This is a genomic window from Mesobacillus subterraneus (assembly GCF_003937825.1).
In the GTDB taxonomy this organism is placed as follows: domain Bacteria; phylum Bacillota; class Bacilli; order Bacillales; family Cytobacillaceae; genus Mesobacillus; species Mesobacillus subterraneus.
In genome coordinates this window covers 1-24,577 of record NZ_RSFW01000029.1, presented here as the reverse complement: position 1 = coordinate 24,577, position 24,577 = coordinate 1, and the positions used below count along the sequence as shown (strand labels likewise).

Genomic DNA, 24,577 nt, shown 5'->3' with positions numbered 1-24,577 from the left:
TGTTAGGTGTGTCTAACAATTGGGGTGCAGTTCAATTTGGCTCTGCTTTTTTATTTTGCGCACTTTACTGACTCAATAGCCTTTTTTCATTAGCTGTTTCGTATAGATTATTGCTTTTCGAATAATACAAGTAATTCCGTAACACCTTCTAACGGGTCTATATCGAATATCGTACGAAGTCCTATTAACTTCGGACATTTTCACTGCTCCTCCACCGGATTTTGTCCGAAGTCCTGCCATCTTCGGACATTTCCACTTCTCCCACACCAGATTTTGTCCGAAGTCCTGCCATCTTCGGACATTTCCACTGCTCCCACACCGGATTTTGTCCGAAGTCCTGCCATCTTCGGACATTTCCACTGCTCCCACACCGGATTTTGTCCGAAGTCCTATCAACTTCGGACATTTTCACTGCTCCTGCACCAGATTTTGTCCGAAGTCCTATCAACTTCGGACATTTTCACTGCTCCTGCACCAGATTTTGTCCGAAGTTCTGCCCTCTTCGGACATTTCCACTGCTCCTCCACCGGATTTTGTCCGAAGTCCTGCCAACTTCGGACATTTCCACTGCTCCTCCACCGGATGTTGTCCGAAGTCCTGTCAACTTCGACATTTTCACTGCTCCTGCACCAAATTTTGTCCGAAGTTTTTTCATTTTTTAATGTAAAACTAAAAACCCCCAATCCCAGCAGGATTGAAGGCCTAAAGCAACAAAGTTTATGAAAAGAGCCTGTTCATTAGATAATCTTCCGTCCCATCTGCCCAATTGCATAATGGATGCCGTGCTGCAGTGTCTGGAAGCAGTCGAATTTCGAAAGGTTGATATTGGATTGTGTGATTTCGATTCCGAGCGATGAAGAAATACCGACAAGAATGGTTTTGGTCCCAATCAATCTTGCTGCTGAGCCAATTTTTTCGATCAGGCTTACGGCATGCGGACCGATTTCCTGGTCCATCCCTGTCAGGTCCAGTACAAGGTAGCTTGCTTTATAGGCCGGCAGGCGGTTTAGTGTATTGACGATCAACTGATCCGCCCGGTCTTCTTCATACTTCCCGATCAGCGGAACGACGACGATTCCTTCAAGAACAGGGATAATCGGCGAGGAAAGTTTATTCACCAATTCCTTTAATTCTGCAGTCTTTTCTTCCACAAGGGTTTCGAGTTTTCTGATCTGTTCCGATTCTTTTTTACGCGCGAGCTGGTGGATGTTATCAGCAATGGTCACTTCAGATGGGAAGTATTCGATCATGCTGTACTCATGGCCATCTAGCTGGTGCTGCTTGATTTTATACCAGATATTTGTACCGAACAAACCGGTAAATACTCCCGCATAGTGCGCAGCCAGGAAGCTGCCTCCCTTTGTTTTACCCTGGGCTACATTTATTTTGTGCTCCCAGCTGTCCTTCATGAATGCGGTGAATGTCTTTGATTCGAAATCCAGATCCTTGATGACCGTCAAACCCCAGCCTGCAGTCGCATATGTATTGGTAATCATCTCGGCGGCTTCGGCTACAGTGACTTCTTTCATTTTTTCAAAATATTGGCCGACAACAAGTCCCTGGCGAAAGCCTGTTGATTCGAATACAAGGTTGGACGCCTCTTCCCCTGAAATTTCTTCAATGGTATCGAAGAATGTCCTCATTGCTGAAGAAATCCAGAATAGTACAGCATCCTGGCCTTCAAATGTAAATTTGCCAGATTTCACATCCCAGCCAAACTCATAGCCTTCAATGGTTTGTTTAGTCTCATACCCCATTAGTAAAAACTCCTTTATCTATCTATGTCATTAATATATACCAAATTTGTCATGCTGTTTAGTTTTCCCTATTCAGCCAAAATTAAAAAAGGGATATCCGATTCTTTATACCCACTTAGCAAAAATCCAAACCAGCCATCGAAAAAAAAATGCCTCTCGAAGTTTGGGGACATTCAGAAAAACGTATTTTACTCAATAGATAAAGCTTTCTCGGCATTCAAATACCCTTTTCCATAGGTTTCAGCCGTACCTAATGGTTCTGCACCTTCAAGGATTCTTCGTTTTACTTCATTCGGTGGAATCCCAGGATTATTTTCTATAATCAGGGCTGCGACACCTGCGCAAATCGGCGTTGCCATCGAGGTACCAGATAAGCTAAAGTATTCGCTACCAATACGGTTCCCCTTTTGCAGTTTATCCAGGTACGAATTTGGCGATCTTAATGAAATGATATTCACTCCCGGCGCCACGACATCAGGTTTAGATTTGCCGTAAGCCGTTGGCCCGCGGCTTGAAAATGTGGCGATCTTATCATCAATGATATTAGGTGTATTGAAATCATCCATTGCTCCAACGGTGATCACTGTCTCACTTACACCCGGACTGGCAATCGTTCCTGGGTCAGGTCCTGAATTCCCGGCAGCCACACATACTACCATACCGCTGTTCCAGGCGGCTTCTACTGAACGGACCATCGGGTCATCATTCTCTGACGGTGATTGAGGGTCGCTTCCTAATGACATGGACAGGATATGGATCGGGTTATCAGAATTTAAGCGGTTGTACTCTATACACCATTCTACACCGGCCATCACAGTCGACAGCGAGCCAGAACCAAGTTTATCCAGAACCTTGACGCCCACGAGATTTGCTTCGGGTGCCGGACCTCTATACTGTCCATCGGATGCTGCTCCGTCTCCAGCTGCATCGCCTGCGCAATGTGTACCATGCCCGTTATCGTCATATGGCTCAGTCCTGTCATTTACCAAATCCTTAAAAGCCACAATTCTGCCCGCCAGGTCCTGATGCGGATAAATACCCGTATCAATTACTGCAATTGTAACCCCGTTCCCTGACATTCCCGCATCCAAATTGCTGTTGTTTGCCCGAACAGAAGATGTAGCTACATCCAGAAGAGCCTTCACTTGTCTGTCATAATAGATTTTCTTGATGAACAAACATGATGTCAATAATTCTTCAAGTGCTGCGGGCGTCACATCCATACTGCAGCATGATGTGCTGGGGATTTGCCTTTTCATTTTTGACCGGATATGATTGTTTGCTTCCATGTGAGAACCTTTGACTGCCTCATCAAAAGCACAGCTTCCGTTAAACTCAACAACAACGGGGAATTTTTTTGTTTTTTTCAGGAATCCCTCGAGGGTTGAGTGCAGGATGCAGGGGGTCCACTTAAAAGGTGTGTAGAGCCCAACCATGGTTTGCCGCAATGTTAAATCCAGTTTATCGGCATTGGACCTTACCATTTGGATCATCGAAAAACCAAACATACTTTTTCCTCCTTTCCTTAAGCTAGTACCAAGCTATGAAAGGAAAAGGAAAATGGAAACGGTGTTTGTCCACTTTTTTAAGAATTGGACACCATAATAGTAATAGCGCATAGAAAGGAAACCTCTTTATGTACAAACTCTTTCTTTTGACTATCCTCTTTTTACAATTAGTCACTCCCTCAGTCGAAGCAGCTGCAAAAGCGGCTTTCTTGAGGGACGGGAACATTTGGACGTTGATTGATCAAAAAGAGCAGCAAATCACAGATTCCGGCAATGCTTTTGCGAAGCCGCAATGGTCCCCTGATGGAAAAAGACTGATGTATCAGCTGCAGACGCCCTCGGAATTCGAGCAAAATGAGCTGCAGGTGGAAGTGTGGACCTATCATGTAGATACCGGGGAAAAGAAGAAGATATTTTATGATGGCTATTCACCCACCTGGTCGCCTAAGGAAGATTTGATCGCGTTCAACGCAAAAGGGATTCTGAACATCTCAGATACACAGCAATTTTATAATGTCGCTACCGGCGTTAACAGTTACGTCTGGTTGCCTGACGGAAGCGGGTTTCTCCTTTCCTCTTCAGGAGTCCTGCGGCCTGACGGCTGGACAAGTGCCATCCTCTTTAAAAAGAAGGTGGCAAAGCCCTTTGAAGACGTCGTGTTATTTGGCGGGTCGAAGGAGTTTTTAACGCTGCCTAAGGAGCTGGGGATCAGCAATAATAAAATTCCTGCCATTTATGCCGGGGACTTTGAGTATTCACCAAGCGGTAAATGGATTTCCTTCACCGTCTCCCCTACTGCGTCATTGTCTATGGACAGCAATATGCTCTGTGTCATTTCTGATGAAGGATCGCGATTTGAAGTATTGGATGAAGTGATTTTCGAGGTCGGCAAACCTAAATGGGCTCCTTCCGAGGACACTCTGGCTTTCATAGCCGGAGGCGGAAGGATTGTCTTTGGTTTCAAAAATAAGGACCTTAAGGTAAAAGAAATGCCTGCGAATGGTACCTATACACCTGAGAAGTATGCTGATGTTGACTTTGACTGGGTCAGCAATCGAAGTATCGTGACCTCCAGGATTGAAGAAAAAGAATGGTCTAACGATTTTGCCAACCACCCGCTTCCCTCGTTAACTTTCATAAACATCGATACTAAGGAACAGCGCCAAATCACCAATTCACCCGAAGGTTTTGGTGACTACCAGCCTCAATATGTTAAATCCATTGATAAAATCATCTGGCTGAGGGGCAAGTCGATAACGGATGAAAACAGAACACTGTGGAGCGCAAATCCGGATGGTTCCTCAGCCCAAAAATGGATTGACAATGTGGATGCCATTGTCTTTTACGATTGATATAAAAAAGGGATTCCATTACGGAATCCCTTTTTCCTACTTCAGATAAGACATGATTGAATTAGGATCAAATCCCAATACCCAGTGTCCATTTACATTCGATTGCGGTACACCCATTTGTCCTGTTGCATTGACCAGCCTTTGGGCTGCGATTGGGTCTTGCTGTACATTGACTTCTTTGTAGGCAATTCCTTTGTCATCCAGGAAGTTCTTCAGCATCGTGCAGTAAGGACATGTGTTGGTTGTATAGACTGTAATTTCATTCATGGCTTGATTCCCCCGTATCTTGGCGTTTTATACCCGTAAGGGTATATTAACAAACACATAAAATAATGTCAACAATAGCTGCTGACATTATTTTATCCATCACTTATCTTCGGGGAATACCAGGTCATTGCTGCGGATCGTCATCAATTCGTGCTTGTCATATTGGTTTTGCATCAGAAGCCTCATTGCCTGTGCCCTGATGGATTTTTCAATGACATTACGGACATAGCGCCCATTCGAAAAAGCAGCGGACCCTAATGTTGACTTGACCGAAATCAGATGTTCACGAAGTTTTCGTTCAGCCTCATGGCTTAAGGTATATTCCCTTTCCTTCAGCATCCGCTGGCCAATTTCCATCAGCTGGTCAATCGAATAGTCGGGAAAATCTATGACAAGCGGGAAGCGGGAATGCAACCCGGGATTCAGCGTCAAAAAATAGTCCATCTCACGTGAATAGCCCGCGAGGATCAGGATGAATTCATGCTGCTTATCCTCCATATGCTTGACTAGAGTATCGATTGCTTCTTTGCCGAAATCCTTCTCCCCTCCTCTGCCGAGGGAATAGGCTTCGTCAACGAACAGGATCCCACCAATTGCCTTTTTTATCAAATCACGTGTTTTTTGGGCGGTATGGCCAATATATTCACCCACAAGGTCTGCTCTCTCTGCTTCAATCAAGTGCCCTTTTGAGAGGACGTTCATCTTCTGGAACAGCTTTCCGATAATCCTTGCTACTGTCGTCTTCCCTGTACCCGGATTGCCTTTGAACATCATGTGAAGAGCCTGTTTTCCCGCTTTCAGCCCCAACTCCTCACGCTTTTTGTTCACATAGATCCATGCATAGATTTCTTTTATCATCCGTTTCATTTCTTCCATGCCGACAAGCGCCCCGAGTTCCTCCTCGATTTCTTTTAAGGCGGCATGTTCCTGTGGAATTGACTTTGGAACCAGCTGCGGATCAGGCAATTCTTTCGTCAACGTCTTCCTCTTCTGTGCATTCAATACAATGCTGATTTGACCGTTGTTTTTTTTGCGAAGCGGTTGGTCCAAAGAACTCACCTCTCATTCTGGAAACAGTATACGCATCTAAGCTGTATGTGTGATATCCGCCTATTTCAGGCATATCCTTAAAGGATATCCATTATTATTGGACATTGAAAACCACTCCCGGTCGATTTGCCAGGCTAAGAATTTTCTATCGATCGTTTATCTGGGAAAAATATTGAGGGCGGCTAAAACGAAAATAGTACCATTAAAAAATAAACTCCTATATTTATATGTATTCACCAAGAAGAGAATTCATTTTTAAATTTTCTTCAGGAATTTCTTGAAAGATCTTATCAACTCCATAAGAATCTCCTCCCAAAAACAAAAAACCCGCCATGATAGCGGGTTTCCTTGCATGTTATTTATTAAGCCTGTCCCTCGAAATCGATCTGGACATTCTTTTGCGGGGCGAAGGTTGAAATGGCATGTTTGTACACTAGCTGCTGTTTTCCATCGGATTCAAAAAGGACAGTAAAGTTGTCGAAACCTTTAATCTGGCCTCTTAACTGAAAACCGTTCAGCAAAAAGACGGTTACGTTAATGTTGTCCTTACGGCATTGGTTTAAATACTGGTCCTGAATGTTCACTTGTTTCATGGGCGGATCCTCCTCTTTTATCTCTATTATTATGTATTCGCTTTTATCTCGAGCTTTCCTTCAATGAACTTGGAAATTTCGGCGAATTTTTTTTCAGCGTCTACAGACTCTGTCATATCAAACCATTCCACATTCATCTTGTTTCGAAACCAGGTTAGCTGCCTTTTTGCATAGCGGCGGGAATTTTGTTTCAGATTCTCGACCGCTCCTTCAAGCGTCTCCTTGCCATCGAAGTAGTCATAAAGCTCCTTATACCCTATGGCCTGTATGGATTGACAATTCCTTAATCCTTTTTCATAAAAGTACTTCACTTCTTCCAGAAGCCCTTGTTCCATCATAAGGTCGACGCGAAGATTGATTCGTTCGTAAAGGCGTTCCCTATCCATCGTCAGGCCAACCAGAGCGGTATTATATAACAACTCAGGAGATTGGTTCTCCTGCAGTTCCCCTGCTGTTTTCCCGGTACAATGGATGATTTCCAAAGCCCGAATGACACGCCTGAGATTATTGGGGTGAATTCTTTCCGCACTTTCTGGATCCGCTTCTTTCAGTTTTTCATGCAGGTATTCCTGTCCGTGTTCCTTTGCCTCTTCTTCCAGCTTGCGGCGGAAGTCAGGGTCTGAAGGAGCGTCCGTAAAATGATAGTCGAAGATGACGGACTGAATATATAAACCTGTCCCACCTACAATCATCGGCATTTTGCCGCGGGAACTGATTTCTGCAATTTTCCTGCGTACTAAATCCTGAAATTCCGCAGTCGAAAAACTTTCATTAGGCTCTTTAATATCAATTAAATGATGTGGAACACCTTCCGTCTCTTCCTGGGTGATTTTTGCAGTCCCTATGTCCATTCCCTTATAAATCTGCATCGAATCACCGCTGATGATTTCACCATTGAATCTTTTTGCCAGTTCAATACTTAGTTTTGTTTTGCCGACAGCAGTCGGCCCAATAAGCACAATCACTTTCTGTTTTTGTTTCAAAAAATTTCACACTGCCTTTTCTTATAGCTGCTGACATCCTACACTCATTTTACCATTAAATAGAAAGCAGTTGAACATCTATGCATTATACCCCTATTTTTCGAAAATTATTCTTCTATATCATTTTACCTGAAAAAATTTTCCTCAACTTTTACAGTTAGATAACGTTTCAGTAACAAACTCCCATTCACCCCCAAATTCATGATAGTTTAATAGAAGTCTATGAGGGATTCAATAAACTATAGAGAACTGGGTGAAAACGAATGTTATCAACTACAGAAATTGGAATTGATTTAGGTACAGCAAATACTCTTGTATATAGTAAAAATAAAGGAGTCGCCCTGAACGAGCCTTCCGTTGTGGCGATTGATACGGAAACAAAAAATGTCCTTGCTGTCGGCAAGGAAGCGAAGGAAATGATCGGAAAAACACCTGGTAAAATCGTTGCGATCCGTCCATTGAAGGATGGTGTCATTGCTGATTTCGACGTGACGACTGAAATGCTGAAGCAAATTATGAAGAAAGCTTCCAAAAAAGGCGGCTTTTCTCTTCGTAAACCGGATGTTGTCGTCTGCACCCCATCCGGGTCCACAAGCGTTGAAAGACGCGCAATCCAGGATGCAGTCAGAAATGCAGGCGCAAAAAAGGTGCACCTGATCGAAGAACCTGTTGCTGCTGCGATCGGTGCGGGACTTCCAGTTGATGAGCCTGTTGCCAACGTGGTCGTCGACATCGGCGGCGGAACGACTGAAGTTGCGATCATTTCCTATGGCGGTGTCGTAGCATGCCACTCGATCCGTATCGCAGGTGACCGAATGGACGAGGATATTGTCCAGTATGTCCGCAAAGAATACAACGTCCTGATTGGTGAAAGAACCGCTGAAAGAATCAAAATGGAAATCGGTTATGCGCTGGTCGACCATGAAAAGATGGAAATGGAAATCCGCGGCCGTGACCTTGTAACCGGCCTTCCAAAAACGGTTACGCTGAATTCATATGAAATCCGCGATGCGATCAAGGAATCCTTGCTTCATATCATGGAAGCAATCCGCTCTACACTTGAAGACTGCCCAGCAGAGCTGAGCGGCGACATCGTTGACCGCGGCGTCATCCTGTCTGGCGGCGGAGCATTGCTGAACGGCATGCAGGATTGGCTGGGCAGCGAGATGGTCGTTCCGGTACACATCGCGCCTAACCCGCTGGAATCCGTGGCAATCGGTACGGGCAAGGCATTGCAATATATCCATAAGCTGCAGCCTGCTGTGAAATAAGAGTATTGTATTCAAAACATTGAGACCGCCGATTTGGCGGTCTCTTTTCTTAACTTCCTAAATATCTTTCCTTAATGATTTTAAGGTGATGCTGTTCATGCCCGGCAATCATATAAGCGACGGTTTCGACTGTCACATGATATCCATTGGCATTACCTTTATTCTTAAGGGATGCTACTGGCAAGCCCTTTAAAAGACTGATTGTAGCCTTCCTGACATTTTGGTGCTCTTCCAGTAAATCAGCCATTGGGCGAAGGTGGAAGATTGCTTCCTCCACAAATCTGTTTTCATCAAAACCTTCAAGAGGACTCCTGTCACCACGTGCAATCCTCAAAATCCTGTAGGACATGATGCGTTCCGTATCCGATAAATGCCCCAGAACTTCAGACAATGACCATTTCCCCTTACCATAGCGGTACTGCGCCTGTTCCTCAGTAATGCCGGATAATAGAGAATACGCCATTTCTTGCTGAGTCTTTAAAATATCAATAATATTTCCTTCCGGAACCAAATCAATATAATTCCTCGTATATTCAGGGAATTCCTCCAATGCTGGGCGGTTAAACATCTTTCCACGTCCTCTCCTTTTATCTATCTATTAATTCTGTATCATACTGATAAATCCTTTTCCGACCATATAAAAAGGCACTGTTCCCACAGTGCCCCTGGCATTATTCTTTATATTGTTTTCTTAACCTATTAAAATAAATGAACACTGGCAGCGGAATGACGATAAAACCGAGGCTTTTGATAATTTGGTTGATTGCCCGGTCCTTTTGCTTTGCTTTTTCTTCTGTTACATACATTTCATAATTGCTGCGCATTTCTTCTTCGGGTATATCTTTCTTGGTGCCTTCCATTTTTTCATACATATTCATTTGCTTGAATTCTGAATAGCTCTGGTAATATCCTGGCGGGCTGACAAGGTCCGCAGTGGCCATGAATATGGAAACTCCTCCGCCGATGACCATCATCAAGGTCGCGAACAAAACAAGATATGTGTATAAATGCCTGACCACATTCTCTCCCCCTTCTTCCTTATGCTTCACTGCTAAAGCTATGATGAAAATGACAATAACAACAGGCACGATCGTGAGTAATAATGAAAAAACAAACAATGGACCGCCCCCTTTCTTCTCTTCCTACTCATCTATTTCAATTTGTTTCTAACACACTGTTTATAGTGTAATTTTACACTATAATTTACCAACACACAAGAATTTTTATCCAATTCTAAAGATAATTGAAAAAAAAAACAGCATTTCCTTAAGGAAACACTGTTTTTTCTTCTACATGACTCGTTTGAACATTTTCTCCATTTCATATGTGGAGTAATGCACGATGATCGGACGGCCATGAGGGCATGTGAACGGATCAGACGACCTTCTCAATTCGTCCAGCAGAGCCTGGATTTCATCGTTGCGCAGGTGGTGGTTGGCCTTGATTGAGGCCTTGCAGCTCATCATGATTGCAGCCTCTTCCCTCAGCTTCTTAATATCCACTTTTTTCATCGCCAAGAGCTGTTCAATCATGTCTTCAATCAGCTGTTTTTCCTCGCCGCTCGGGAACCATTGTGGATGGGAGCGGACAATGAAGCTGTTGTAGCCAAATGGCTCAAGGAACACTCCTACTTTTTCAAGCCCATGCTGATGTTCGTTGATTTTAATGCATTCGTCTGCTGAATACTCAAGAGTGATGGGCACAAGCATTTCCTGAAGCTCTGTTGCAACTTCTCCTACTTTGTCCCGGAAGTATTCATACTTGATTCGTTCCTGTGCTGCATGCTGGTCAATGATATATAAACCCTTGTCATTCTGGGCAAGGATATAGGTGCCATGCATTTGTCCAATTGGATATAGTGGAGGCACTCGTGAAGCCTTTTCCTCTGTTTGTGGTTCTTGAGTTATTGGCGATTCTTCGGCTTGCAGGAATTCATCTGCTGTTCTTATATCCTCATCGAGATGGGCGACTGGCTCAATGACCACCGTTTCCTGCGCTATAAATGCATTCTGCCAGTTTGGAGCAGTCGTCTCCCGGATTTCTCTCTGTTCTGCAGCCTTGTACCGATGGTTCAGCTCAGCTGCTTTTTCTTCAATGGCCGGCCTGCTATTGACAGTGCTTTGCATGATTGACGCCTTCTCCGGTTCTGGAAGATGGTCAAGGTCCATGAAAGTCTGTTCGGATTTAGGTTTTTCTTGCTTCTTGGTAACAAAACCGGCAGGAATCAATTCCTTCGTTTTAAACGCAGTTTTAATGACACCGGAAACGAGTTCATTCAGCTCCTGCTCTTTGCTTAGACGCACTTCCATTTTGGATGGATGAACATTCACATCAATCAGAAGTGGATCCATTTCAATGTTCAAGAGGACAACCGGATACCTGCCAATAGGCAATAAGGTATGATACCCCTCCTGGATTGCTTTCACCAGTGCATAGTTCTTGATAAACCGGCCATTGATCATCGTGGAAATGTAATTTCTTGATGCCCTTGTGATTTCCAGCATGGAGATATAGCCGCTGATTTTATAATCAAGCGACTCACCTGAAATAGGAATCATGGATTTGACCATATTGATTCCGTATATGGCAGCCAGAACCTGGCGAACGTCGCCGTTTCCGGCTGTCTTCAACAGCTGGCGGCCATTATGGACAAGCCTGAAGGAAATATGCGGATTGGCGAGCGCCAGCCTGTTGACTACATCGGTGACATTGCCAAGTTCAGTATGGATCGTCTTCATATATTTCAGGCGGGCAGGTGTGTTAAAAAACAGATCTGTAATGATAAGGTCCGTCCCTTTTCGGCTGTCTGCCTTTTCAACCGACTCGATTCTTCCGCCTTCAATGATCACTTTATTACCTTCGATTCCAGTGGACGTCTTCATTTCAAGTCTGGAAACGGAGGCAATACTCGGGAGTGCCTCGCCTCTGAAACCAAGGGTCCTGATCCGGAACAAGTCATTTTCGTTCTTGATTTTGCTTGTTGCATGCCGCTGGAAAGCGACAAGGACATCTTCTTCCTCTATTCCATCTCCGTTATCCGTAATCCTGATCCTTGCCAGCCCTGCCTCTTCCAGGTCAATCTCAATTAAGGAGCTATTGGCATCAATCGAATTCTCAAGCAATTCCTTTACGACGGAAGCTGGGCGTTCAACGACCTCACCAGCCGCAATCTTATTTGACAGAGCATCATCGAGTTGAATGATTTTCCCCATTCCTCTCACCTCCAGCAATCATTCTTCTATTTACTTCCGCAGCTTTTTCTGCAATTCATAGAGCATATTCATCGCATCGAGCGGTGTCATATCCAGGATTTCCAGGCCGCTTAATTGGTCAAGCACCTGCTTTTCCTTTTTGCTTGGCCCGCTTTCTTTTTTAGCAGCAGCCGGTTCTTCATCGAAAAAGGACAGCTGTGCAGCTGCTGCTGTTTCTGCATGCTGAAGCGCAGTTTGTTCTTTTGCGGTCAAAGGCTGTTCATGCCCATCCTTGTTAGTATTTAGCTCATACGAAACTTTTTCATCTGTCTGCTCCAGTACTTCAAGGATTTCAGAAGCACGCTTGATCAGGTCTGCCGGCAGTTCGGCCAGCTGGGCCACATGGATTCCATAACTCTTATCCGCCGCGCCTTCCCTGATTTTATGGAGGAAGACAACCTTCCCGTTCTGTTCGACGGCGCTAACATGGACGTTCTTCAATTTGAATAATTCACGATCCAGTGAGGTAAGTTCATGGTAATGGGTTGAAAACAATGTTTTCGCACCGATTTTGTCGTGGATATATTCGATCATCGCCTGAGCAAGTGCCATTCCATCATAAGTGGAAGTCCCTCGGCCGATTTCATCAAAAAGAATCAGGCTGTCACTTGAAGCATTCGTGATAGCGTTCTTGGCTTCAAGCATCTCAACCATGAACGTACTCTGTCCGGAAACCAGGTCGTCCGCCGCACCGATTCTTGTAAATACCTGGTCAAAAATCGGCAACACCGCTTCCGACGCAGGAACAAAGCAGCCGATTTGGGCCATGATTGCGGTCAAGGCTACCTGGCGCATGTAGGTACTTTTACCAGACATATTTGGCCCGGTGATTAAAAGGATTTCCCGCTCACTGTCCATGAAGCAGTCATTCGGCACATACTCTTGTGCATCCATGACTTTCTCGACAACAGGATGGCGGCCATCCTTCAGGACGATTTTCTTCTCAGATGAGAATACAGGCTTGACATAGCGCCGCTGTTCACTAAGCTCTGCAAACCCAAGAATTACGTCCAATTCACTTAATGCTTTCGCCAATCCCTGGAGCCTAGGAATAAACTCTTTAATTGTTTCTCGGATGTTCACAAACAGCTGGTATTCAAGCTCAACGCTTTTCTCCTCTGCAGCAAGGATCAGTTCCTCTTTTTCCTTCAGCTCAGGAGTAATAAAACGCTCCGCATTCGAAAGTGTCTGTTTCCGCTCGTATTGGCCTTCCTGCAATAGATGCAGGTTTGCCCTGGTCACTTCGATATAATAGCCGAAGATACGATTGTATCCCACTTTCAGCGATTTGATTCCGGTCTTTTCACGCTCCTGGCGCTCAAGCATCGCGATCCATGTCTTTCCATTCCTGCTGGCGTCACGATATTGGTCCAGTTGCTTGTCATAGCCGTCCCGGATGATGTTTCCCTCTTTTAAGGAAATCGGCGGATTCTCGACAATCGCCTGCTCAAGCAAATCCGCAGCCTCTTCACATGGATCAAGACGTTCAGCCATGCGACTGGCTTCTTCATGCGGAAGATTCTCCAAAATGTGCTTTAAAGACGGAACCTGCAGCAAGGACCTCTTCAACTGCATTAAATCCCGCGGGTTTAAATTGCCGAAAGCGACCCTGCCTGCCAGGCGTTCAAGGTCATATACTTCTTTCAGCTTTTCTCTTAATTCCTGGCGCTCAAAGAAATGGCCGACGAAAAGCTCGACCAATTCCTGTCTGCGGCTGATTTCCCCATTGTCTATCAACGGCCTGTTGATCCATTGCTTCAGCATCCGGCCGCCCATGGCTGTCATCGTTTCATCAAGCAGCCATAATAGCGAACCTTTTTTTACAGTCGCGCGGATGGTTTCAGTCAGTTCAAGGTTTCGTTTTGAAAAATAATCGATCTTCATATATTGCTTGACCTTGTAGACAGACACTTTTTGTAAATGTTCCAGGCTGCGCTTCTGGGTCCTGTACAAGTAATTGAATAATCGGGCTGCAGTCGTCCTAATCTTCTCATCATTCAATTCTGAGAATAAAGTTGAAAAACTCTCATTAAGGTCAGCGTTATCCTCTATTGATAATGCCAGAATCGAGCGTTCTTTCAGTTTCTTCTAGATTTCCGCCGGGAACGAACTGTCGATGACGACCTCCTTGGCACCTGAAATGGACAGTTCATTGATCAGCTCATCGATGCTTCCATTGATCAATGTAGCCCTGCTTTCTCCTGTCGACAGGTCACTGCAGGCAAAACCATAGCGATTTCCTGGAAAAATGGAAACCGTCGCAATAAAGTTATTTTCTTTATCTAATAGACCACGGCCTTCCATCATCGTTCCAGGGGTAATCAGCTGGACAACTTCACGCTTGACGACACCTTTGGCAGTTTTCGGGTCTTCAGTTTGCTCACAAATCGCCACTTTATAACCTTTGGCAACCAGCTGTTCAATATAGTTTGGAGCTGAATGGTAAGGCACACCACACATCGGGATCCGATCCTCACCGCCACCCTCCCTGCTGGTAAGGGTAATTTCAAGTTCCTGTGATGCTTTCAAGGCATCCTCAAAGAACATCTCGTAAAAATCGCCTAAGCGGAAAAATAAAAAGGCATCCTGATAATCTGCCTTCACTTGCAAGTATTGCTTGATCATAGGGGTATATGTAGCCATATTCTCCTCCAACATTCACTTTTGCTCTCTATTTTCCGGTATGCAGGATCTGCTAAACCGTTTTGTGCTTCTTCGTGCAATGCAAAGGCACTGCTTTACTAAACAGGCTCATGCATTCGACTCTTACTCTAAATATCTATTATAACTCGACAAATGCTATTTTTCGATAGAATCCCCTTAAAAAGAATTACCAGTCCCTTTAACTGGGACTGGTAATTCTTTATTGGTATTTGATTTTTTTCAAGCCAATCCCGTAGAACACAATGCTGAAAATCAGCAGAACGATTGTTGCGTACAGGATTGAAGGTAAGTGCAAGCTTCCGCTGACAATTTCCCGGAATCCTGTGATCATCCAGCTTTGCGGTACTGCCTTGGCTATCTGCTGCATGAATTCTGGAACAATTTCAATTGGCCAGTAAACACCGCCAAGCATGCATGTGCTGACAATCACCAAAGCACTCAAAGCGCTTGACTGCTGTCTTGTTTTGACGATGGTGGCCATCATGAGGCTGAATCCGACAATGGTGACAATGACCAGTACAGCGAACGGAATGAAGTAAGTAAGCCTGCCCCATGAAGATCCATACATCCCTTTCATCACTATCATCAGAACCGCAAGCTGTATGGCCCCCATAAGGAAATAGGACAGTAAATATCCTGTCATTACCTGTGCTTTTGTCGCCGGCGAGGTTAGCAGCCGCTGCCAGGTTCCGCCCACTCTCTCCTCAAGGATTGCTGATGCTGCACCGGAAATGCCAAACATCATGAACATAATCGTAAAACCGATCGCCATCATGCCGACTGCTTCTGACTTTGATGCCTGTTTCTGGATCACCGACTGACTGACCTCGATAGCCTCACGTTCACCCAGATTTTCAAGCAGAAGTATGTACGTTTGAGTGTCAGGGCTAAACCTGTAAGCTTGATAGAGCGTGCTTCCCAGTCCCTCGATAAAATTACTTAGTGCCATGTATTCCTGCGTTTTTCTCTGGACGATCATACTGAACGGGGTCGTTGATTTTCCGAAACTTTCCTCGATGGAATCATCAATCTTCACTGCTGCAATCGCTTCCTGGTTTTTCACCAGCTCCCTGGCTGCGCTCTCTTCTTCCTCGCGCCAGGTATATTGGGTATTAGAAGAAAGAAGGTTCACCACCTTTTCGTTCACTTCGTTTTCTGAAGCCACAATCAGCACGACGGCTTTGTTCCCTGAAGACTCTCCAATCCCCATTCCGCCAAAAATCAAGCTGAACATGATTGGCATCACGAACATCAAGACAATGGCAGATGGGGTTTTAAATAACGTCTTAAAATGCAAGAAAGCAATGGAAAAGACCCTACGCATGCAAAGCCCTCCTTCTTCGAGACAAGACCATGGCTGCGATGGCTAGTGAGCCAAAGCCAATAGCAAACAAAGCTCCTGATTCTGCCAGTACATTTGAAAGTCTGCCTCCAGACATCAATTCGAGGAATGTCTGCAGCGCCAATGCATTCGGAAGGATTTTAACCAATTCATTCAGCCAATCCGGAAATGCATACAGCGGAACCATGCTGCCCCCCACGGCCGCCATTATTTGCGTGACAAGCATTCCTACAGCATTGAATGTCTTTTCTGTTTTGACAAGTGAGCCAAGGAGTACCCCGAGACCCGAGACGCTGAAAACGAATGCAATGCCAAGTAATGTGACTCCTGCGAATGATTCACCCCAGTGGACACCATAAAGCGCACTGGTTCCCAGTATGATGATCATGAATTGAACACTTGACATAAACAGCAAGCCGATGAACTTTCCAAACAAGTATTCATAGTTTGTTAGCTGCGATACCAGGAGTCTGTTGTAAACATCCTGCTCTTTCTCCTCGATCATGGCACTGACTCCGGTGATGACGGTCATCATTAAAAACATGACTCCCATGCCAGCTGCATAATACTGAAAGGAACTGACAGGCTGCTGATCTTGACTGACCGCTTCTTCCTTCATCATTTTGAATGATTCTTCCTGGACAGCCACTGCCGGTACATCAGAATCGGCCCCCGTATTTGCCGGTAGAGCCATTTGCCTTCCAATCACATTGACTGCAGCCGATTGCGTAAATTGGGAGACTATATTCTCCACAATCATCGATTGTATGGACGCGGATGGAATCGATACAATTTTAACTTCGGCCTCGTCTCCTGAAATGATATGATTTGTAAAATCACTCGGAATGATGATGCCTACAGACATCTTCTGTTGTTTCAATTGTTCCTCCATCTCCTTTTCTGTCATCGACTGAGCGGAAACGAGTTCAGGCAGGCCTTCCATCAATACGTCCTTCTGCAATACGCCCCCAAATTCCCCTTCATCAAGATTGACTACAGCAACGCTGAATTTTTTAATAGACTCAGGCTCTTCATCACCCAACATATTGCCAAAAGCCGCTCCCAGAATGCCAATTAGTAATATGGGCATAAAAACCAATGTAAGCAGTGCCTTCCGGTCCCTGCCAATGATCAGCGCGTCCTTCAGTGCAAGCCACCAAAATCCCATTGAATTGCCCTCCTTAATCCCGCAGGCTTCGACCGGTAAGATGGAGGAACACACTTTCCAGATTGGGTTCCACAATCTCAACAGAAGTGATTTCAGCTCCGGCTGCCGTCACAGACTGGATCAATTCACTTAAAACCACTTGCGGATCTTTATGAAAAATAGTCAACTCTGAATCTTTTAACAGCAAATCTTCCTTACGGATCGCCAAAGCCGGATTTTCTATTACCCTTTCAAGCTCAGGTTTCTGTGTGAATTTCATCACGATGCGGGAACGGTCTCCAATGGTTTCTCTCAACTCCGTGATCGTTCCCGAGGTAATGAACTGACCATGGTCCATGATTCCAATCTTTTCACATAGATATTCAACCTCTTCCATGTAATGGCTCGTGTAGATGATCGTCATCCCTTCGCTGTTGAGCCTTTTTACCGTTTCAAGGATATGTGTGCGCGATTGCGGATCTATGCCCACGGTTGGTTCATCCATAATCAGCAAGTCAGGGTTATGTAAAATCGCTGCCCCGATATTCACTCTGCGCTTCATTCCGCCGGAAAATGTCTCCACCTTCTCTCTGGCACAATCTTCGAGGCCAATTATTCCAAGCACTTCATTTACCCGTTTTTGCAGATGATTTCCGTTTAATCCGTACATTTTCCCCCAAAAGATAAGGTTCTCTCTGGCACTCATACTTTGATAAAGAGCAATCTCCTGTGGTACAATGCCCAGCAGCCCCTGTGCCCTTTTAGGCTTCCCGACCATATCAATGCCCCCTACCTCAATCGTCCCTGAAGTTGGCGGAAACAACCCGGAAATCATTTGGATTGTGGTCGTTTTCCCTGCACCGTTCGGACCAAGCAGACCATATGATTCACCTTTCTCAATGGTAAAAGAAACTTCCTTGACGGCCTCGAAAGCTTTGAATCTTTTCGTTAAATTCCGAACCTCTAATATCCCCATTTCTGCCACCTACTTTCGACCTATATTAATATCATTATCTCAAAACCATCTAAAATATGAAATAAATTCCATTAGAGATATATCTCAATTTTGAATTTTTTTTGGAATGGTCCATTGTACTAAAATGAACTGGCAGCAGTTATTTTTGAAAATAAACAAAAAAATGCAGGAAATCATCCTGCACCTAAGTTTGAAAGACATTATACTTTCTTGCTGTTTCAACCCACTCGTACCGTTTATGTGTCCCAAGTTTTTCCCCGATTTTTTGGCGATGGTTTTCGACTGTCTTTACTGAAATATTAAGCCTTTCGGCAATATCTTTCTGCGAATACCCTTTAACTGTCAGGATAAAGACTTCTTTCTCGCGTTTCGTGATTGGAAGGTCAATTTGATGGAAATAATCGCCCTCTGATGGACCTTCCCACACATGTGTATCAAAGACTTTCTGGTTCGCCAAAATCTGATCGAGCGACTGGACAAGATCGTCCCGTTTGAGCTGCTTGATTAAATATCCGTCTGCTCCTGCCTCATAGGCTTTTCTCTGATACCCCACATCATCATGCATTGAAAAGATGACAATCTTGGCATCAGGCAGCAATTTCCTAAGTTTTTCAAGCGTCGTCAGGCCATCGAGTCCGCCTGGCATCGAGAGATCAAGGAGCACCAGGTCAGCCGAAAAGCTTTCAGCTGCTTTAATCGCCTCATAACCATCGCACGCGCATATCCGCCCATCAATGCAGAATGACTGCTGAAGCAGCATGCTTAATCCATCACGGACAATTTCATGGTCATCAATGATCATTAAGTTCATTTTCTCTCTCTCCTTCGCTGCTTGTCAGAGAAACAAAGCCTTCCACGCGGGTTGGACCGCCTTCCTTGCTGATCCATCTGATGTCCCCATCAAGCATCTTGCAGCGCTCATACATATGTTTCAAGCCCAGACCTTTCGTTTTGCATCCTTCTGAAATGAATCCATTCCCATTGTCATATAGATGGAAAAAGATATATTGAAAGTAGGATTTCAAATGGATGGAAAAATAGGTAGCTTTTCCATGCCTGACAGCATTGGCGACACTTTCCTGAATGACTCTGAAAAGATGCAGCTCCTTCTCCGGATCTAGTGTCTGCTCCTGATTGAGTTCCATTTCCAGAAAGATTTCGATCTGATACAGCTTTCGCCAATCCTTTACTGCCTGATAAAGGGATTTTTCCAGCCCGATATCATAAACGATTTCCGGCCTCAGGCTTTTTGTCAGGCGTTTAATATCATCGAGCGTCTTTTCCATTACATTGACCATATTGGTAACATGATTCTGATAGTGCTCATCACTGATGTTTTGCTTGATCACTTCCAGACCAAGGAAGATGCTGTAGACGCTTTGACCGATATGGTCATGAAGCTCGCGCGCAATCCTTTTCCGTTCCGCCTCCTGGGCAAGCATCGTTTCCTGAACAAGCAGCTCATGGAATCGTGCCCTTTCACTATTTTCATTCCGAACAGGGTGGCGAAGCCTGAGCACATAATAATCCTCATTTGATATGTGCAGCTTTTTCAAGGACATTTCAAACTCTTCCAGCCCTTCGTATACAGCCATGTGAGAGTTAAAAAACGGAATCGGTGATTCAGAGGTTAATATACACCTATTTTCATCAGCTTCAACTTCGCGTTCCTGACAATACGTGCAATACGGAACTTTTCCTCCAATTTGCCAGCCAGTCATGAGAACCGCTTTTTCATTCAGATAATGGATGGTCCGCTCCTTATCCATAACAATCATGCCTTCAGGCAGATGGTCGACAATCTCTGCTAAAAACTCTTCCTGCATCAACATAATGACCCCTCGCTAATAAACCTGCTTCGGTCTCGATTTTATCCACACTTTCATTTTAACCTCTCCAACAGCCATTACCGCACAGGGTTTATTAACATTAAGTGAATTCTGCTTGTATTGAGCATTACTAATATTATGAGGGTGCTCCAAACCTTTAGGTTGGGATGCACACAACCTACTTAAAAGGGAGCCATTATGGCAGACAAAATAGGAACTTCGAAGAAGGAAATCACTCTTTCCTTCACGAATTCAATAATTTAAATCACATTAATAGATTAAATGATAAAAGAGGCTGCTCTCAGGTCTTTTTTTCCACCTTGAGTCAACCTCCTTATTATCATTCATGATTAAGTTCTTTTTGATATTTACTGTGTTCGTCTGTTTCACCTATGTATTCAAAGCCATTATGTTGATAAAATTGATTTAGTTTATGGTTTCCGGCTACGCAGTCGAGTCTTAAAAATTTTTTATCTGTTTTGACATTTTCAAAGATCCAATCCAAGATTTCTTTGCCGAGCCCCTTCCCAATTATATCGGGCGAAACAGCGAGCCGATGCATGTACAATGAATCAAGATTGGCTTCCGGACCAAAAATGTGTCTGTCCCACTCACTTTGGTCTGGTGAAAGTGTGAATGTGGCAATGATATCTTGATCGTTTAAGACGATATATGTTTCATTTCCTTTTATCGCATTCAGGATTTCTTCATCATCCCCGCCGCTTAAAAGGTATTGCCATTGGTTAATGCTGTTGTCTTTCATCCATTGTGCACTTCTTTTTAAAAGGTTGATGACCTTTTTTCCATCATTAAAAGCTGCAAGTTTAATCTGGTACTCTTTCAGCATTCAATTCCCCCCTAATATCACTTATTAGAATTTCGTTACTAATTGGTGATTTCCCTTCAAAAAAAATACAGGCCACTCAAAAACGGCCTGTTTGCAATCATCCATCATTTTAATGTGTTGAGGATTTTTTCGATATCCTCGTTTGCCATTTCAGCTGCCTTGGCCATTGTCCGAACATCATTGGAAGCCCAGTAATCATAAAGCCGTGCAAGGTCATTACGATTATATACTTGGTTTCCATAGTGGCTGTAGAAATAAGCCAATAAGAAATTCACTACGTTTGCCGGGAGCTTGTTTCGTGATGCGATTGATCGAAGTGCAATATTTTCAAGTCCCCGGATGTTGTTCGTGAATTTCTCCACCACTTCGACTGGCATGGCCGTTTCGCAGAAAGTCAAAAATTCTGGATCATTTAAAAGTTTATTCATAAGAAATTCTCCTGCTAATTATTAGATCGTTTGAAGTGCGTTTACTAAAAGCTCGATATCCTTCGTTATTTCTTTTTTTATCGAGGGATCCTTGCAACGCTGGTACTCTTTATGAAGTCTACTCAGTTCTTCACGAAAGATCCGGTATTCAATGTTGTTTTCCATAATCGCCCTCATTATCCTTATCTTTTCTGGTAGATATTTTCCCACTATTTCCTTACGTCAAACAAAAATTCTCAATGAGGGGATTGGTTAAGCTTACCTTATCATTAAGCAGGCATAAAAGGAAAGGGGTATTTCGGTTTATTTGATTTTCCCAAATGCTGTCGGACTTTCGAACTTCCTGTCATTTTTTCATGATGGATGTACATCAGCTGGAAGTGACGTTTTTCCCCATCATTAACGCCCTTTCAACTGCCCAGCTTTGGTGCTCCTGGAATAAACGCGCAACAGCTTCTTCCGTGGCTGTCCACCTGAGAAAATGTCCTGGTTCCGTCGGGTCACCAGCTCTGCCTTTTATCTTGCCTGAATAGAAATGACCTTCGACCAAATAATGTTTCCGATCCTTTGTAGAGAAGAAGTATCGCTGGGCACTGCCGATGAAATCACCCAGCTCCAAGACCATTCCCATCTCTTCGATGCCTTCCCTTAAAAGACACTCAGAGTGGCTTTCCCCGTTTTCCAGTCCTCCTCCAGGAAGAAAGTACTTTCCATCTTCTGTCTGGATCAAAGCAATTTGGTCTTTTTTCTCATTGAATACGATCCCATAGACACCCGGCCTCCAGGTATAGCTTATATTTGCTTCTTTTTCTCCAAAAATGATCATCCTGTCACCCACCTTAGCTCAGTAACTTCATGATAATCATGAAAAGGATGGTGAGTGAAAAGAAACTGAACATTACATAGCCAAAATACCTAAGTGGTTTTGGAAGCTTCTTCATATCCACATCTGCTGGAAAACCTTCAATCTGGTTCATATGCTCCATCGCGTCGTTGATCGGTTTTTTGTCTGCCATTCCGTTTCCTCCTGTTCGGCCCGTAAAATGGAACTTTTTTCTCTATTTTACTATTCGTGTGTTTAGATGAATCTCCTTCCAATCATTAAAAATACTTTTAACCTACGGGTCTCTTGGGAAAATAAAATAAGAGACTATGTTACCAGGAGGTAGAATGATGGAATTATATAAGGAACTGAATAAACAATATATCAGCGGTGAATGGCGGGATGGGACGGGGCAAAGCCGTTTTGAAGATACAAATCCGTACAATGATGAAGTACTGGCGGAATTCAAGATGGCTGGCGTCGACGACATAAGTGAAGCATATGAGTCTGCGAAAAAAGTACAAAAGGAATGGGAGAATGTAAACCCTTTTGAACGCTCGACAATCATGGAAAACGCGGTAAGGATCATGACAAATAGGAGAAAGGAACTGGTCGATCTCATTGTCCGCGAGACAGGATCCACCCATATAAAAGCCAATGTTGAGGTGGATTTCTGTATTGCAATCACAAGGGAATCCGCATCATTCCCATTAAGGATGGATGGCAAAATGGTGCCTTCACTTGTCCCTGGCAAGGAAAACAGGGTATATCGTAAACCACTTGGGGTCGTTGGTGTCATCAGCCCTTTTAACTTCCCTATGTATCTGTCGATGCGTTCTGTGGCACCTGCATTAGCCGTCGGCAACGGTGTAGTGCTAAAACCTGATGAGCAAACTGCAATGAGCGGCGGAACAGTGATTGCGAAAATTTTTGAAGAAGCCGGACTTCCAAAAGGTTTGTTGAATGTCACGGTATCTGATATAGGAGAAATCGGCGATTCATTTGTAGAAAACCCAATCCCCCGGATGATCTCCTTCACTGGCTCGACTGGAGTGGGACGACATATTGGAGCTTTGTGCGGCAAAAATATTAAGAAAGTCGCCCTGGAGCTTGGAGGCAACAACGCGCTGGTTGTTCTTGAGGATGCCGATGTCGACCATGCGGTGAATTCAGCGATCTTCGGTAAATTCATGCACAATGGACAAATTTGCATGGCGGTCAATCGCGTGATTGTCCATAAAGACCGCTACGAAGAATTCGTCGAGAAATTCGTGAAGAAGGTAAAAAGCCTAAAGGTCGGAGATCCGCGCGAACAGGATACTCTTGTTGGACCTCTTATCAACCGAGGGGCAGTCGAGCGGATTCTTGGCGAAATTGAAAAAGCTAAATCGGAAGGTGCCAAGGTCCTTCTAGAAGGGTCTGCAAACGGCACACTAATGTCACCATACGTGCTCACTGGCAGCAACGATGTTGCCACTGCTAAAAACGAGATGTTCGGCCCAGCCGTAACGATCATTTCTGTTGATAGCGAGGAAGAAGCCATTCGCGTAGCCAATGATACACCGTTTGGGCTTAGCGGAGCTGTGCATGCAGGCTCAGTAGAAAAAGGCGTAGAGGTGGCCAAGCAAATTGAATCCGGAATGGTCCATGTCAATGACCAGAGCGTTAACGATGAACCTCTCGTCGCATTCGGAGGAGAAAAAGACTCCGGGTTGGGAAGGTTCGGCGGCGAATGGTCTCTCGAAGAGTTCACCACTGTCCAGTGGATCTCAGCACAGACAAACCCGCGCAAGTATCCGTTTTAGATAGAAACAGGCTGAACCAATTATGGTCCAGCCTTTCCTATTTTCATCTTCCACAACGGTAAATCAATATGGTGAAGAACACCTCCGTTGCCCCATTTAGACGGTTCACTTTCACATTAAATTCCGTTGCCCAATGTCCTGCATGAAAAACCCACTTTTTATGATTGCCCAAATTTACGGTAAACCATTTAAATTTGCCATACATAGCAAATTGACTGCCCAAATATTTCTTAGCTGACTTCGGTTTTGGAAGACGAAATATGGTAAGGTTTATCGCCTTCTCAACTTTCAAACCCGAGATTCGTGACACTTCTCTAATGATTTCCTCTTCCGCATTCCACAATGGAATTCAACTATTCATCTCAGCATGTTCAATGAATAGTTGAATTATGGGATGGGTGTCCAATATCCTTAATGATCGGGCATTGGAAAGACTGACTCTTCCTCTACCGAACTGCTCCATGGTATCGTAAATTGAAACTCCTTCATACTTCTCTTTCATTTAATGACTTCCCAACTTTATTCTGTGTGCTCATCGATTTTTTCCTTTTAGAGTTGGGCTACACTTTTAATCTATCAATCGGACAGCTTGCAGGGATTTGGGTGAAAAGTTGTCCGTGAGCTTGCCCCTATTGGACAGGTTTCAAGGGTTCAGGTGAAAAGTTGTCCGTGAGCTCGCCCCTA

General features: G+C 44.3%; 24 protein-coding genes and 1 pseudogene. 3 read left to right on the top strand and 22 right to left on the bottom strand.

Annotated features, from left to right (window positions below):
• Positions 1-184: 184 nt before the first annotated feature.
• From EJA10_RS20805 to EJA10_RS20795, 4 genes are all read right to left on the bottom strand, one after another.
• A complete protein-coding gene (locus EJA10_RS20805; protein WP_125481961.1) occupies positions 185-406 on the bottom strand; it encodes a hypothetical protein in 222 nt (73 codons plus the stop codon).
• 54 nt (positions 407-460) lie between these two features.
• Positions 461-613 (bottom strand): hypothetical protein, encoded by a 153-nt coding sequence (locus tag EJA10_RS23575; RefSeq protein WP_170169210.1) that lies wholly within the window; start codon positions 611-613, stop codon positions 461-463.
• Positions 614-737: 124 nt separating this feature from the next.
• Positions 738-1,757 carry an STAS domain-containing protein gene (locus tag EJA10_RS20800; RefSeq protein WP_125481960.1) on the bottom strand — a complete coding sequence of 340 codons (1,020 nt, stop codon included), beginning with the start codon at positions 1,755-1,757 and terminating at the stop codon, positions 738-740.
• 188 nt (positions 1,758-1,945) lie between these two features.
• Positions 1,946-3,265 (bottom strand): S8 family peptidase, encoded by a 1,320-nt coding sequence (locus tag EJA10_RS20795; protein WP_125481959.1) that lies wholly within the window; start codon positions 3,263-3,265, stop codon positions 1,946-1,948.
• 128 nt (positions 3,266-3,393) lie between these two features.
• On the opposite strand from EJA10_RS20795, the gene EJA10_RS20790 reads away from it, so the two are divergent.
• Positions 3,394-4,617 carry a TolB family protein gene (locus EJA10_RS20790; RefSeq protein WP_125481958.1) on the top strand — a complete coding sequence of 408 codons (1,224 nt, stop codon included), beginning with the start codon at positions 3,394-3,396 and terminating at the stop codon, positions 4,615-4,617.
• A gap of 36 nt (positions 4,618-4,653) precedes the next feature.
• On the opposite strand, the gene EJA10_RS20785 is transcribed toward EJA10_RS20790, so the two are convergent.
• From EJA10_RS20785 to miaA, 4 genes are all read right to left on the bottom strand, one after another.
• Entirely contained in the window at positions 4,654-4,884 is a 231-nt protein-coding gene (locus tag EJA10_RS20785; protein ID WP_125481957.1) for a glutaredoxin family protein, read from the bottom strand.
• 99 nt (positions 4,885-4,983) lie between these two features.
• On the bottom strand, positions 4,984-5,934 hold the full coding sequence (gene spoVK / locus EJA10_RS20780; protein ID WP_125481956.1) for a stage V sporulation protein K: 951 nt from the start codon (positions 5,932-5,934) through the stop codon (positions 4,984-4,986).
• A 362-nt stretch (positions 5,935-6,296) separates the two neighbouring features.
• Positions 6,297-6,527: an RNA chaperone Hfq gene (hfq, locus tag EJA10_RS20775; protein WP_125481955.1), complete on the bottom strand. Its 231-nt coding sequence runs from the start codon at positions 6,525-6,527 to the stop codon at positions 6,297-6,299.
• Between the two features lie 29 nt (positions 6,528-6,556).
• Positions 6,557-7,510 carry a tRNA (adenosine(37)-N6)-dimethylallyltransferase MiaA gene (gene miaA / locus EJA10_RS20770; RefSeq protein ID WP_125481954.1) on the bottom strand — a complete coding sequence of 318 codons (954 nt, stop codon included), beginning with the start codon at positions 7,508-7,510 and terminating at the stop codon, positions 6,557-6,559.
• 263 nt (positions 7,511-7,773) lie between these two features.
• Here miaA and mreBH point away from each other — a divergent pair, with 263 nt between their 5' ends.
• Positions 7,774-8,781, top strand: a complete 1,008-nt coding sequence (mreBH, locus tag EJA10_RS20765; protein WP_125481953.1) for a rod-share determining protein MreBH — start codon at positions 7,774-7,776, stop codon at positions 8,779-8,781.
• Positions 8,782-8,830: 49 nt separating this feature from the next.
• On the opposite strand, the gene EJA10_RS20760 is transcribed toward mreBH, so the two are convergent.
• The 14 genes and pseudogenes from EJA10_RS20760 to EJA10_RS20700 form a co-directional block, all read right to left on the bottom strand.
• Positions 8,831-9,349, bottom strand: a complete 519-nt coding sequence (locus tag EJA10_RS20760; RefSeq protein ID WP_125481952.1) for a DinB family protein — start codon at positions 9,347-9,349, stop codon at positions 8,831-8,833.
• 103 nt (positions 9,350-9,452) lie between these two features.
• Complete coding sequence (locus EJA10_RS20755) at positions 9,453-9,899, bottom strand: hypothetical protein (protein WP_125481951.1); 447 nt, start codon at positions 9,897-9,899, stop codon at positions 9,453-9,455.
• Between the two features lie 171 nt (positions 9,900-10,070).
• The gene (gene mutL / locus EJA10_RS20750) at positions 10,071-11,993 is read right to left on the bottom strand and encodes a DNA mismatch repair endonuclease MutL (RefSeq protein WP_125481950.1); all 1,923 of its coding nucleotides are present in this window, start codon (positions 11,991-11,993) and stop codon (positions 10,071-10,073) included.
• A 30-nt stretch (positions 11,994-12,023) separates the two neighbouring features.
• Positions 12,024-14,675 (bottom strand): annotated as a pseudogene (mutS, locus tag EJA10_RS20745) (DNA mismatch repair protein MutS).
• A gap of 220 nt (positions 14,676-14,895) precedes the next feature.
• Positions 14,896-16,020, bottom strand: a complete 1,125-nt coding sequence (locus EJA10_RS20740; RefSeq protein ID WP_125481949.1) for an ABC transporter permease — start codon at positions 16,018-16,020, stop codon at positions 14,896-14,898.
• Positions 16,013-17,206, bottom strand: coding sequence for an ABC transporter permease (locus EJA10_RS20735; RefSeq protein WP_125481948.1), 1,194 nt, complete (start codon positions 17,204-17,206; stop codon positions 16,013-16,015). The genes EJA10_RS20740 and EJA10_RS20735 overlap by 8 nt, the downstream gene beginning before the upstream one ends.
• 13 nt (positions 17,207-17,219) lie before the next feature.
• Positions 17,220-18,155, bottom strand: coding sequence for an ABC transporter ATP-binding protein (locus tag EJA10_RS20730; RefSeq protein WP_125481963.1), 936 nt, complete (start codon positions 18,153-18,155; stop codon positions 17,220-17,222).
• A gap of 190 nt (positions 18,156-18,345) precedes the next feature.
• Positions 18,346-18,972, bottom strand: a complete 627-nt coding sequence (locus tag EJA10_RS20725; protein ID WP_125481947.1) for a response regulator transcription factor — start codon at positions 18,970-18,972, stop codon at positions 18,346-18,348.
• On the bottom strand, positions 18,953-19,993 hold the full coding sequence (locus EJA10_RS20720; RefSeq protein ID WP_125481946.1) for a sensor histidine kinase: 1,041 nt from the start codon (positions 19,991-19,993) through the stop codon (positions 18,953-18,955). Before EJA10_RS20720 ends, EJA10_RS20725 begins: the two co-directional genes overlap by 20 nt.
• 337 nt (positions 19,994-20,330) lie before the next feature.
• A complete protein-coding gene (locus EJA10_RS20715; RefSeq protein ID WP_125481945.1) occupies positions 20,331-20,837 on the bottom strand; it encodes a GNAT family N-acetyltransferase in 507 nt (168 codons plus the stop codon).
• 104 nt (positions 20,838-20,941) lie between these two features.
• Positions 20,942-21,265 (bottom strand): hypothetical protein, encoded by a 324-nt coding sequence (locus EJA10_RS20710; protein WP_125481944.1) that lies wholly within the window; start codon positions 21,263-21,265, stop codon positions 20,942-20,944.
• Positions 21,266-21,286: 21 nt separating this feature from the next.
• Positions 21,287-21,430 (bottom strand): hypothetical protein, encoded by a 144-nt coding sequence (locus EJA10_RS23570; protein ID WP_170169208.1) that lies wholly within the window; start codon positions 21,428-21,430, stop codon positions 21,287-21,289.
• A gap of 205 nt (positions 21,431-21,635) precedes the next feature.
• A complete protein-coding gene (locus EJA10_RS20705) occupies positions 21,636-22,091 on the bottom strand; it encodes an NUDIX hydrolase (protein WP_125481943.1) in 456 nt (151 codons plus the stop codon).
• A gap of 13 nt (positions 22,092-22,104) precedes the next feature.
• On the bottom strand, positions 22,105-22,281 hold the full coding sequence (locus EJA10_RS20700) for an amino acid transporter (protein WP_125481942.1): 177 nt from the start codon (positions 22,279-22,281) through the stop codon (positions 22,105-22,107).
• A gap of 157 nt (positions 22,282-22,438) precedes the next feature.
• Here EJA10_RS20700 and EJA10_RS20695 point away from each other — a divergent pair, with 157 nt between their 5' ends.
• Positions 22,439-23,893: an aldehyde dehydrogenase family protein gene (locus EJA10_RS20695; protein ID WP_125481962.1), complete on the top strand. Its 1,455-nt coding sequence runs from the start codon at positions 22,439-22,441 to the stop codon at positions 23,891-23,893.
• The last annotated feature ends 684 nt before the right edge of the window (positions 23,894-24,577 follow it).